At 60.8% G+C, this 11,415-nt stretch carries 11 protein-coding genes; 5 read left to right on the forward strand and 6 right to left on the reverse strand.

Translation table 11 applies throughout. The features are described from left to right. Window positions 1-53: 53 nt before the first annotated feature. The 4 genes from ACU688_RS25165 to antA all read right to left on the reverse strand — a co-directional run bounded on the left by ACU688_RS25165 (window position 54) and on the right by antA (window position 4,554). Window positions 54-1,457 (reverse strand): amino acid permease, encoded by a 1,404-nt coding sequence (locus ACU688_RS25165; protein WP_286841554.1) that lies wholly within the window; start codon window positions 1,455-1,457, stop codon window positions 54-56. 71 nt (window positions 1,458-1,528) lie between these two features. Then, entirely contained in the window at window positions 1,529-2,536 is a 1,008-nt protein-coding gene (antC, locus tag ACU688_RS25170) for an anthranilate 1,2-dioxygenase electron transfer component AntC (protein ID WP_448186815.1), read from the reverse strand. Window positions 2,537-2,671: 135 nt separating this feature from the next. Next, on the reverse strand, window positions 2,672-3,163 hold the full coding sequence (antB, locus tag ACU688_RS25175) for an anthranilate 1,2-dioxygenase small subunit (protein WP_207046508.1): 492 nt from the start codon (window positions 3,161-3,163) through the stop codon (window positions 2,672-2,674). Beyond that, the gene (gene antA / locus ACU688_RS25180) at window positions 3,163-4,554 is read right to left on the reverse strand and encodes an anthranilate 1,2-dioxygenase large subunit (protein WP_448186816.1); all 1,392 of its coding nucleotides are present in this window, start codon (window positions 4,552-4,554) and stop codon (window positions 3,163-3,165) included. Before antA ends, antB begins: the two co-directional genes overlap by 1 nt. Before the next feature lie 316 nt (window positions 4,555-4,870). Between antA and ACU688_RS25185 the strand changes: the two genes are divergently transcribed. Continuing rightward, complete coding sequence (locus ACU688_RS25185) at window positions 4,871-5,851, forward strand: AraC family transcriptional regulator (RefSeq protein ID WP_448186817.1); 981 nt, start codon at window positions 4,871-4,873, stop codon at window positions 5,849-5,851. Window positions 5,852-5,922: 71 nt separating this feature from the next. Here the strand turns inward: ACU688_RS25185 and ACU688_RS25190 are convergent, their stop codons facing one another. Then, entirely contained in the window at window positions 5,923-6,798 is an 876-nt protein-coding gene (locus ACU688_RS25190; protein WP_448186818.1) for a LysR family transcriptional regulator, read from the reverse strand. Between the two features lie 114 nt (window positions 6,799-6,912). On the opposite strand from ACU688_RS25190, the gene ACU688_RS25195 reads away from it, so the two are divergent. From ACU688_RS25195 to catA, 3 genes are read left to right on the forward strand one after another with little or no spacing between them, the layout of a single operon-like run. Next, window positions 6,913-8,040, forward strand: coding sequence for a muconate cycloisomerase family protein (locus ACU688_RS25195; protein ID WP_448186819.1), 1,128 nt, complete (start codon window positions 6,913-6,915; stop codon window positions 8,038-8,040). A 12-nt stretch (window positions 8,041-8,052) separates the two neighbouring features. Further along, window positions 8,053-8,343, forward strand: coding sequence for a muconolactone Delta-isomerase (gene catC, locus ACU688_RS25200; RefSeq protein ID WP_448186820.1), 291 nt, complete (start codon window positions 8,053-8,055; stop codon window positions 8,341-8,343). Window positions 8,344-8,385: 42 nt separating this feature from the next. Further along, window positions 8,386-9,315 (forward strand): catechol 1,2-dioxygenase, encoded by a 930-nt coding sequence (gene catA, locus ACU688_RS25205; RefSeq protein WP_448186821.1) that lies wholly within the window; start codon window positions 8,386-8,388, stop codon window positions 9,313-9,315. A 140-nt stretch (window positions 9,316-9,455) separates the two neighbouring features. On the opposite strand, the gene ACU688_RS25210 is transcribed toward catA, so the two are convergent. Continuing rightward, on the reverse strand, window positions 9,456-9,929 hold the full coding sequence (locus ACU688_RS25210) for an Lrp/AsnC family transcriptional regulator (RefSeq protein ID WP_003176072.1): 474 nt from the start codon (window positions 9,927-9,929) through the stop codon (window positions 9,456-9,458). A 144-nt stretch (window positions 9,930-10,073) separates the two neighbouring features. Here ACU688_RS25210 and kynU point away from each other — a divergent pair, with 144 nt between their 5' ends. Next, window positions 10,074-11,324: a kynureninase gene (kynU, locus tag ACU688_RS25215; protein WP_448186822.1), complete on the forward strand. Its 1,251-nt coding sequence runs from the start codon at window positions 10,074-10,076 to the stop codon at window positions 11,322-11,324. Window positions 11,325-11,415: the final 91 nt, after the last annotated feature.

Consider the following 11,415-nt stretch of genomic DNA (forward strand, 5'->3'; position numbering starts at 1 on the left):
ATATCCAGTGGCTGACCCACCGCCATCGCGGGCAAGCCCGGCTCCCACAGGTATCACTGTGCGTTCACTACCGCGTTGCTTTTACGAACGCGCAACCGATACGCCACATAGATAATCCCCACCCACACCGGCATCGCAAACACTGAATTGCGAATCCCTGGAATCGCCAGCATCACGCTGATGATCACCACCATGAACGCCAGGCACAGGTAGTTGCTGAACGGGAACCAGAAGGTCTTGAACGACGGCGTCACGCCTTGCTCGCCCATGGCCTTGCGGAACTTGATGTGGGTCAGGCTGATCAGCGCCCAGTTGATCATCAAGGACGCAACCACCAGCGCAAACAGCAACTCCAGCGCACTGTGCGGCGCCACGTAGTTGACTACCACGCACAGCATCGTTACCAATGCCGAGATCGCCAGGGCACGCAGCGGTACGCCTTGTTTGTTCAGCTTCATCAGCGCTTTCGGCGCGTCGCCTTGCTCGGCCAGGCCGAACAGCATGCGGCTGTTGCAGTACACGCCGCTGTTGTACACCGACAACGCCGCGGTCAGCACCACGAAGTTGAGGATGTGCGCCGCAGTGTCATTGCCGATCAGCGAGAAGATCTGCACAAACGGGCTGCCGCTGTAGGCATCGCCCGACGCGCCGAGGGTTTGCAGCAGTTGGTCCCACGGGTACAGCGACAGCAGCACGGTGAGGGCGCCGACGTAGAAAATCAGGATCCGGTACACCACCTGGTTGATCGCTTTCGGGATCACCTTGCGTGGCTCGCTGGCCTCGGCGGCAGTGATGCCCACCAGTTCCAGGCCACCAAACGAGAACATGATGAACGCCATCGACATCAACAGCCCCATGCCGCCGTTCGGGAAGAACCCGCCGTGGCTCCACAGGTTGCTGATGGACGCCTGCGGGCCGCCGGTGCCGCTGAACAGCAGGTAGCAGCCGAGCACGATCATGCCGACAATCGCCACCACTTTGATGATCGCGAACCAGAACTCGGCTTCACCAAAGAACTTCACGTTCAGGGTGTTGATCAGGTTCACCGCGACAAAGAACACCAGCGCACTGACCCAGGTCGGAATTTCCGGCCACCAGAACTGGATGTACTTGCCCACCGCCGTCAGTTCGGCCATGCCCACCAGGACGTAGAGCACCCAGTAGTTCCAGCCCGCGAGGAAGCCTGCGTAACCGCCCCAGTACTTGTGGGCGAAGTGGCTGAAGGAGCCGGCCACCGGCTCTTCGACGATCATTTCGCCGAGCTGGCGCATGATCAGGAACGCGATAAAACCCGCGATTGCGTAGCCCAGGATCATCGACGGGCCCGCCGACTTGAGCACCCCGGCCGAGCCGAGGAACAACCCCGTGCCAATCGCCCCTCCCAAGGCGATCAGCTGAATGTGCCGGTTCTTCAGGCCTCGCTTGAGGCCTACCGGGTTAACCATGTCATCCGCCATTAACATTCCCTTCTACTTGTTTTTCTCAGGGTTGAGTGCACGCCGCATCAGCCCCTCAGAAGTGCTGAGGGTCAGATATTACTCTGCGTAAACTTTTCGTAATACAACTGAACGCCAACAAGTGCCTGATCCGCCAGCCATTGTTGGATGGATTCGACCATTGGAGGGGGGCCGCACAGGTACATATCCGCCGAACTGTCCCGCAATTGCGCCAGGTCGAAATGCTCGGTGAGGTAGCCGCGTTTGCCGGGCCATTGCGGCGAGGGCGCGCTGAGGACTTCGGTGTAGCGAAACCCCGGGATTTTTTCGGCATAGGCCTGGATGCGCGCCGCTTCGCACAAGTCCTCGGCGCCGCGTACGCCGTAGTACAGGTGCACCGGCTGCTCGCAACCGTTGGCGGCCAGCTCATCCAGCATGCCCAGCAACGCCGACAACCCGGTGCCGCCCGCCACCAGCACCAATGGCTTGGTCACGTGGCGTAGGTAAAAAGCCCCCAGCGGCGCTTCCATCAGCAGTTCATCGCCGACTTGGCAGCGTTCGCGCAAGTAGTTGCTCATCACGCCGTCGGGCAGCAGGCGCACTAGGAATTGCAGCTGGGTGCCCGGCCGGTTGGCAAACGAGTACGAGCGCCAACTGTCCGTGCCCGGCACCGCAATGCGCGCATATTGGCCGGGCAGAAAATCCAGCGCCTGGTCCAACTGCACGTGCAGGATCGCCGTGCTGGCCGAGACCTGCTCCACTGCGCTCACTGTCCCGCGTACCTGCACCGGCCCCGGCGCATTGCACAGGCTCGAATCGAAGTCGAAGTAGAAGGTCGCGTCGGACTTCACCCGCGTCTGGCAACTGAGCATCTTGCGCTGTTGCAGGTCGAGGCTGGAGAGGGCTTCTTCGTCCACATAGTCCTGGCTGTAATCGCCGGATTCGCACCGACCCTGGCAGGTGCCGCACACGCCTTCGCGGCAATCCAGGGGGATCTTGATGCCATTGCGCAGTGCCGCATCCAGCAGGATTTCATGGCTGCCCACTGGAAAGAACAGGGTCTTGCCGTCGGCAAAACTGAACGCCACTTTGTGATTCATTTTCCAAACTCCACACGCTCAACCTTGTGGCGAGGGAGCTTGCTCCCGCTGGGCTGCGAAGCGGCCCCAAAAAGCTTGGGAGCGCTGCGCACTCCAGCGGGAGCAAGCTCCCTCGCCACAAAAAGCGCTTCGTGGTTAGAGGTGATAGAAATCCAGCACCGAGTTGATCGTGTCGTTGAGCAACAACGCATGCTTGCGCGTGATCAGCCAACTGTCGCCATGGGGCTTGAGGCTATAAGTGGCGTGTCCGTAGAACTGCTCCGAGGTGGCCAGGCGATAAAACAGCGTGTGCCAGTTCAACTTCACTTGCAGCGTGCCGTCGGCCTGCTCGGCAATGCGCACGTTGTTGATCAGGTGCAAGGTGCGCGGCATCGGTGTCGCCGACGCCGCCTTGCCGGTGCGCAGGCGGAACACGCGGTCTTCCAGGCCCGAGCGGTTGGCGTAGTAGATCAGCGACATCTCGCGCTTGGGGTCGCGGGTGTAGACGTGTTCCGAGTCCCATTGCGGCAGGTGGAATTCACTTTGCGGGTCGAACAGTTGCACGTAGGCGTCCCAGTCCTGGGCGTCGCACAGCTCGGACTTGCGGTAGAAGAACTGCTCGATCTGGTACTGCAATTGGGCATTCATCACTCCACCTCCCGCAGTGTCAGCGCTTGTTTGTCGAGGCCGTTGAGGAGGAAGCGTTGCCAGTTGCGGTGCTGGTTCACGTACAGGCCTTCGTGGGTGAATTCGGTGCCGGTCATCGCCGGTTGGATGCCGATGGCTTCGCTGTTGGGCGTGGGCCCGGTTTGCCAGCGGTGGCTGCCGCGGGAGATATCGCTCCAGCGTTCCAGGCGGCCCTGGAAGCCGCGCTGGGCTTCGCGGAATTCTACGAGGTCGTCCGGCGTGCCCATGCCGGAGACGTTGAAGAAGTCTTCAAACTGGCGGATGCGGTTTTCGCGGTCGGCGTCGGACTCGCCCTTCACCCCCAGGCATTGGCTGATGATCTCGGTCTTGTTCCACGCCACCGGGCGGATGATGCGCAGTTGCGAGCTGATCTGGTCGAGAAAGAACAGGCTCGGGTAGATGTTCAGGTTGCGCAGGCGGTGCATCATCCATTCGGCTTTTTGCTGGCCGTGTTCTTCAACGAGGCGCGGCATGATGGTGGCGTAGCCGGAGCGCACGCTCGGGTTGGGCATGTCGCTGAACAGCACGCTATGACCGTTGTTGAAGGCAAACCAGCCGTCATCGGTATTCGCATCGCCGGCGCCAAGCTTGCTGTAGTCCAAGGTGCTGGCGGAGCCGGTGCCGTTTTCCGTATTCACCTGCTGGCGATGCTGCACCGTGGCCACGTAGTTGTAGTGCACGGTGCTGACGTGATAACCGTCCAGGCCGTTTTCGTTCTGCAGCTTCCAGTTGCCGTCGTAGGTGTAGGCGGACTTGCCCGGCAGCACTTCCAGCTCACCGCTGGCGGACTGGGCGACCATCATGTCGAAGAACACTTTGGCGTCGCCGAGGAAGTCTTCCAGACTGTCCGTGCCATTCACATCGAGGCTGATAAACACAAAGCCCTTGTAGCTCTCGATACGGGCTTTTTTCAGGCCGCGCGTCGCCTTGTCGAAACCTTCGGGGTATTCCCCCGGTGCCTTGACCTTCACCAGCCGGCCATCGCTCTTGTAGCACCAGGCGTGGAACGGGCAGGTAAAGGTCGACTGGTTGCCCTTGCCGACCCGCGTCAACGTGGTGCCGCGATGCTGGCAGGCGTTGATCAGCGCATTCAGCTGACCCTCGCCGTCGCGGGTGATGATCATCGGCTGGCGCCCGGCGCGCATCGTCACGAAGTCGTGGTTGTTGGCCAGTTCGCTTTCGTGGCAGGCGTAGATCCAGTTTTTCTCGAAGATCAGTTCCATCTCCAGATCGAACAGCTGCGGCTCGGTGAACATGTCGCGGGCGATGCGGAACACCTCATCGGCCGGGCGAAAATCCAGGCAACCTTCGATAAACGTTTTCCACTGCTCGACGCTTCTTGCACCACTCATGGGAGGCACCTTTTTTGATAGGGGCTAATCGGTGGTTTATTAGAGGCAGCGGGGCAGGGCGCGGGCTATCCGCTTAATCGGGGAAGGTGCGCCGGATAATTGGGCAGCAAATACCCACGGCGGTGCAGGACGGTGACGCAATGCGCTACTGTCTTCGCGGGCAATTGCCGGAAAAGTCCTACGTTTATCCACATAGTCCGCCGGTGCTATCCACTCAGTGGCAATGCCCCCGGCGTGGCGTGGAATTTGCTGTCGAACACTAACAATGACGCGCCGCCAGAGCGCGCAAACGCCTAACCGCCGTGGGTGCATCCTGATGAGCAGCCAAACGATTCAACGTTTCGACCTGGAGGGCGCCCGCAGCTGGATGTCCGGTATCTGCGGGCCCCATCGCCTGACCACCGCCACACCCGAGCGCCTGCGCTTCCACCACAGCGCCAATGTGCTCAAGTCCCGCGCCACCACCTTGGGCGTGATCGAATACGGCACCGACGTGACCATCGACATCGAAGACGCCGAGCACTTCAGCAGCTACAGCCTGAGCCTGCCGCTGGAGGGCGAGCAGGAACTGAGCAAGAACGGCGAGCGCCTGAGTTCCAACCGTGACCAAGGCGTGATCATCTCGCCCAACGAACATCAGGTGCTGGCGATTTCCGGCGACTGCCGCAAGTTGCAGGTGGTCATCACGCGGGCGGCGATGAGCGAGTCCCTGGAGGGTTTGCTGCAACGCCCGATCGAGACGCCGCTGCGCTTTGAGTCGGTGATGGATGCGGTGGAGGGCGCGTCGGCGTCGTGGTGGCGCATGGCGCGCTACTTTATTGCCGAACTGGAATGCAGCAGCGAACTTTATGAACAGGCGGCGTTCACCCGCGACCTGGAAAGCTCGCTGATCAAGGGCTTGATCCTCGCGCAGCCGAACAACTATTCAGAAGAACTGCGCGATGTGCTGGGGGTGAAATTGCCGCACTACCTGATCCGTGCGCGGCAGTTTATCCACGACAACGCCCGCGAAGCGGTGCATCTGGAAGATCTGGAAGCTGCGGCTGGGGTGTCGCGGTTCAAGTTGTTTGATGCGTTTCGCAAGTATTTTGCCCTGTCGCCCATGGTCTATTTGAAGAAGTTCCGGTTGAGTGCGGTGCGCCAGGAGATTCTTGAGCATGGTGCGACGCGGACTATTTCCGAGATTGCGTTGGGGTGGGGCTTTACGCATTTGGGCAGGTTCTCGGCGGAGTACCGCAAGTTGTTTGACGAATCCCCCAGCCAGACGCTGCAACGCAAGCGCCTGCGCGGTACCTGAGAACTATGGAGATCAAACTGTGGGAGCTGGCTTGTCTGCTCCCACAGGGGACTTGCGGTGTTTTTGAGAAATCAGATCAGCTCCTCTACCAACTGCAAACAATGCCTCAGCCCTGGCGACTGATCATTCACTCGCCGACTAAGGATAATCGGCGACGTCGCCGTGGCCTCCACCACCGGCGTATAGCCGATATCCGCGCGATGCAGCACCTGCACCGACGCCGGCACCAGCGTCACGCCCATCCCGGCGCCGACCAGGCCGATGGCGGTCTGCAGCTCGTTGGTCCACTGCGCCACCTGGAGGCTCAAGCCATGGGCGTCGAACAAGGCAATCACGTGGTCGGCATAGCTGGGGCGCGGGTTGCCGGGGTAGAGCACAAACGGCTCGGCCGCCAACTGCGCCAGCGTGGCGGGCGCGGCGAGCAACGGGTGGCCGGCGGGCAGCACGGCCACCAGGCGGTCTTCCACCAACACGCGCTGGACGATGGCGGGGTCGTCGATGCGAATCCGCCCGAAGCCCACATCGATGCGCCCGGCCTTGAGCGCTTCGACCTGCTGCAAGGTGGTCATTTCCGACAGCCCCAGCTCCAGCTCCAGCGCGTCGTGGTTGCGCAGGCGGCGGATCAACTCCGGCAGCACGCCGTACAGCGTCGAGGGCGCAAAGCCGATGCCCAGCCACGTCTTCTCGCCCTGGCCAATGCGGCGGGTGTTGTCGCACACCTTGTGCAGTTGCTCCAGCAACACATTGGCGTGTTCATAGAAAAACCGCCCGGCCTCGGTCAGCCGCAACGGGCGGCCGCGCTCCAGCAGGATCACGCCCAATTCCTCTTCCAATTGCTGGATCTGCCGGCTCAGCGGCGGCTGGGCGATGTGCAGACGTTCGGCGGCGCGGGTGAAGTTGAGGGTTTCGCCCAGCACCTGGAAATAGCGCAGGTGACGCAGTTCCATGTCAGCTCCCTTCATACCTTGAGAGTATTGTTTGAGACTAATTCTATATTGGAACCCAGAAAAAATGCGGGACAGAATCGACGCAAATCTATAAAGAACCCAACGGGTATTGCCATGCCGATTTGCGCCATCGAGTCGATCGAGACGATTATTGTCGATCTGCCTACCATCCGCCCGCACAAGCTGGCGATGCACACCATGCAAAACCAGACGCTGGTGATCATCCGCCTGCGCTGCGCCGATGGCATCGAAGGCATCGGCGAAGCCACCACCATCGGCGGCTTGAGCTATGGCAACGAAAGCCCGGAGAGCATCAAGGTCAACATCGATCGCCACTTCGCCCCGCTGCTGATCGGCCAGGATGCGAGCAATATCAACGCCGCCATGTTGCGCCTGGAACGCAGCATCCGAGGCAACACCTTTGCCAAGTCCGGCATCGAAAGCGCCTTGCTAGACGCCTTGGGAAAACGCCTGAACCTGCCGGTCAGCGAACTGCTCGGCGGCCGTGTGCGCGATGCGCTGCCAGTGGCCTGGACGCTGGCCAGCGGCAACACCGAAAAAGACATCGCCGAGGCCGAGAAGATGCTCGACCTGCGCCGCCACCGCATCTTCAAGTTGAAGATCGGCGCTGGCGAAGTCAGCCAGGATCTGGCCCATGTGATCGCGATCAAAAAAGCCCTGGGCGACCGCGCCAGTGTGCGCGTGGACGTCAATCAGGCCTGGGATGAAGCCGTCGCCCTGCGTGCCTGCAAGGTGTTGGGCGACAACGGTATCGACCTGATCGAACAGCCGATCTCGCGCAACAACCGGGGCGGCATGGCCCGGCTCAACCTGTCGAGCCCTGCACCGATCATGGCCGATGAGTCCATCGAATGCGTGGAAGACGCCTTCAACCTGGCCCGCGAAGGCGCGGCCTCGGTGTTCGCCCTCAAGATCGCCAAGAACGGCGGCCCGCGCGCCGTGCTGCGCACCGCGGCGATTGCCGAAGCGGCCGGCATCGGCCTGTACGGCGGCACCATGCTCGAAGGCGGCGTCGGCACCCTGGCCTCGGCCCATGCGTTCCTGACCTTGAATAAACTGGCGTGGGACACCGAGCTGTTCGGCCCGCTGCTGCTGACCGAAGACATCCTCGCCGAGCCGCTGGTGTACCGCGATTTCCACCTGCATGTCTCCACCGCCCCGGGCCTGGGCCTGGCCATTGATGAAGAGCGCCTGGCGTTCTTCCGTCGTGACAAACACTAAGAGGCGCCTGCCATGTTGTTCCACGTAAAAATGACCGTGAACCTGCCGCTGGACATGCACCCCGAGCGTGCCGCCGCCCTCAAGGCCGAAGAAAAAGCGTTGGCCCAGCGCCTGCAACACGAGGGCAAATGGCGCCACCTGTGGCGCATCGCCGGGTTCTACGCCAACTACAGCGTGTTTGATGTCGACAGCGTGCAAGAACTGCACGACCTGCTGATGCAACTGCCGCTTTACCCCTACATGGCCATCGAAGTGAACGCGCTGTGCCGGCACCCTTCGTCGATCCATGAGGACGACCGTTAAGCCTGTTTTCAACACTAATAATTACAAGATGAGGATTGCACCATGTCCATCCGAATTTCCCAGACTGCCCACGCCCAACAGTTTCTCGAAGAAGCCAGCGGCAACCTCAACGACGGCGGTAACCCGCGCACCAAGGCGTTGATCTACCGAATCCTGCGGGACACGGTGAATATCATCGAAGACCTGGAAGTGACCCCGGAAGAGTTCTGGAAGGCGGTCAACTACCTCAACGAATTGGGCAAGAACCAGGAAGCCGGTCTGCTCGCCGCCGGGTTGGGCCTGGAGCACTACCTGGACTTGCTGATGGACGCCGCCGACGAAGAAGCCGGCAAATCCGGCGGCACGCCACGCACCATTGAAGGCCCGCTGTACGTGGCCGGTGCGCCGCTCTCCAAGTTCGAGGCGCGGTTGGACGATGGCACGGACGCGGCGGTGCCGCTGTTCATGCGCGGCCAGGTGCGCGACACCGACGGCAAGCCGTTGGCCGGGGCGATTGTCGATGTGTGGCAGGCCAACACGGGCGGCACTTACTCGTGGTTTGACGCGTCCCAGTCCGAGTTCAACCTGCGCCGCCGCATCGAGACCGATGCCCAGGGCAACTACCGTTTCCGCAGCATCGTGCCGTCGGGATACGGTTGCCCGCCGACCGGGCCGACCCAGCAATTGCTCGATCAACTGGGCCGCCACGGGCAACGGCCGGCGCATATTCACTTCTTTATCTCGGCGCCGGGGCATCGGCACCTGACTACGCAGATCAACCTGTCGGATGATCCGTACCTGCATGATGACTTTGCCTACGCGACGCGGGATGAGTTGATTGCCGAGATTCGTTTCAGTGACGATCAGCAGTTGGCGCGGGAGTTTGGGGTAGAAGGGCGGTTTGCGCAGATTGATTTTGACTTTGAGTTGCAGTCCTCTGCCGCGCCGGTAGAGCAAAAGCGCATGCAGCGCGTACGCGCCCTCGAAGACTGAATAACACGGTACAAAATGTGTGAGCTGGACCCTGTGGGAGCTGGCTTGCCTGCGATAGCTATGTGACATTCACCACCGCTATCGCAGGCAAGCCAGCTCCCATAGGTTTCAGTGTTCACGGGTTTTTTGTGGTGTTGCGGTTATTTGCGCACTACCAGATCCAACACCTCATCCCGATCCTTGATCTTCTGCAACACAATCTCTGAACGAATATCCATCACCCCCGCCGTGCGGTTCAGGTGGTTCACGATAAAGTCCGAAAAGTGCTTGAGATTGCGCGCCTGCACCCGCAGCACATAGTTGCTCGCGCCGGTGATCACATAGGCACTGGCCACTTCCGGCCAGCCTTGCACCTTCTTGATGAACGTCTCATGCCAATCCTCCACGTCCTGGCGCAGGGACAGGTGGACGATGGCTTCCAGCTCGATGCCCAACTGCTCGGCATTCAGCACGGCGCGGTAGCCGCTGATGATTCCCTCGCTTTCCAGCAGGCGCAAACGGCGCAGGCACGCGGACGGTGACAGCGCGACTTTCTCTGCCAGTTCCTGGTTGCTGATACGCCCATCCTGTTGCAGGAAATGCAGGAGGCGCAGGTCGGTGGCGTCGAGAATCATGCTTAGAATAAATCCGCGTGTTTAGAGGTTTAATTCGAATTTCCTACAGCTTAATTAGCTTGTTACCCAGCACTTTGCACGAAAATTCTCTAAATCTTCGTTCATTATTTGGTTCATCTTCACTTATAAAAACCAGGACAGACCATGACCACCCGAAGCCATTGCCAAACCCTCGACGATCAAGACCCGCTGGCGCCGCTGCGCCAGCAGTTCGCCTTGCCGGAGGACGTGATCTACCTCGACGGCAACTCCCTCGGCGCCCGCCCGGTGACGGCGCTGGCGCGGGCGCAACAGGTGATCAGCGACGAGTGGGGCAATGGCTTGATTCGCAGTTGGAACAGCGCCGGCTGGGCCGAATTATCCCAGCGCCTGGGCAATCGCCTGGCCCCGCTGATCGGCGCGCGCGATGGCGAAGTGGTGATCACCGATACCACCTCGATCAACCTGTTCAAGGTGCTCAGCGCCGCGTTGACGGTGCAGCGCCAGCGCCAACCGCAGCGCAAAGTGATCGTCAGCGAAGCGAGCAACTTTCCCACCGACCTGTACATCGCCGAAGGCCTGGCCGAGTTGCTGCAACAGGGTTACTCCCTGCGGCTGGTCAACAGCCCGGACGAGTTGCCACACGCCATCGACAGCGACGTGGCGGTGGTGATGCTGACCCACGTCAACTACAAGACCGGCTACATGTACGACATGCAGGCGCTCACCGCGCTGAGCCACGAATGCGGCGCGCTGAGTATTTGGGACCTGGCGCATTCGGCGGGTGCGGTGCCCATCGACCTGCACCAGGCCGAGGCGGATTACGCGATTGGTTGCACCTACAAATATCTCAATGGCGGCCCGGGTTCCCAAGCGTTTGTGTGGGTCAACCCGGCGCTGGTGGACCTGGTGCGCCAGCCATTGGCAGGTTGGTTTGGGCATACGCGGCAGTTCGCCATGGAATCGACCTATGCGCCGAGCGCCGGAATTGCCCGTTACCTGTGCGGCACCCAGCCGATCACCTCGCTGGCCATGGTGGAATGCGGCCTGGAGATTTTTGCGCAGACCGACATGGCCAGCCTGCGCCGCAAATCCCTGGCGTTGACCGACTTGTTTATCGCGTTGGTCGAAGCACGTTGCGCCGCCCATGGCCTGGAGCTGATCACCCCGCGTGAACACGCCAAGCGCGGCAGCCATGTGAGCTTTGAACATCCCGAAGGTTATGCGGTGATCCAGGCGCTGATCGCCCGGGGCGTGATCGGTGACTACCGCGAGCCGCGCATCATGCGGTTTGGGTTTACGCCGTTGTACACGAGCTTTACCGAGGTATTTGATGCCGTGGAAATCCTCGGTGAAATCCTCGATAACAACACCTGGAACCAGCCGCAATTCAAAGTCCGCAACAGCGTGACCTGACACAACACCGATCAAACTGTGGGAGCTGGCTCCCACAGGGGATCTGTGACAACCGCCTAAAACAGTGCAATCACAATAATAAAGGGGCACA

This window comes from Pseudomonas acericola (SeqCode), from assembly GCF_053456465.1.

Coding starts and splice junctions, on each gene's coding strand:
- ACU688_RS25185 (WP_448186817.1), top strand. CDS start 4,871: ATGAGCAGCCAAACGATTCAACGTTTCGACCTGGAGGGCGCCCGCAGC.
- ACU688_RS25195 (WP_448186819.1), top strand. CDS start 6,913: ATGCCGATTTGCGCCATCGAGTCGATCGAGACGATTATTGTCGATCTG.
- ACU688_RS25210 (WP_003176072.1), bottom strand. CDS start 9,929: ATGATTCTCGACGCCACCGACCTGCGCCTCCTGCATTTCCTGCAACAG.
- kynU (WP_448186822.1), top strand. CDS start 10,074: ATGACCACCCGAAGCCATTGCCAAACCCTCGACGATCAAGACCCGCTG.
- antB (WP_207046508.1), bottom strand. CDS start 3,163: ATGAATGCCCAATTGCAGTACCAGATCGAGCAGTTCTTCTACCGCAAG.
- ACU688_RS25165 (WP_286841554.1), bottom strand. CDS start 1,457: ATGGCGGATGACATGGTTAACCCGGTAGGCCTCAAGCGAGGCCTGAAG.
- antC (WP_448186815.1), bottom strand. CDS start 2,536: ATGAATCACAAAGTGGCGTTCAGTTTTGCCGACGGCAAGACCCTGTTC.
- catC (WP_448186820.1), top strand. CDS start 8,053: ATGTTGTTCCACGTAAAAATGACCGTGAACCTGCCGCTGGACATGCAC.
- ACU688_RS25190 (WP_448186818.1), bottom strand. CDS start 6,798: ATGGAACTGCGTCACCTGCGCTATTTCCAGGTGCTGGGCGAAACCCTC.
- antA (WP_448186816.1), bottom strand. CDS start 4,554: ATGAGTGGTGCAAGAAGCGTCGAGCAGTGGAAAACGTTTATCGAAGGT.
- catA (WP_448186821.1), top strand. CDS start 8,386: ATGTCCATCCGAATTTCCCAGACTGCCCACGCCCAACAGTTTCTCGAA.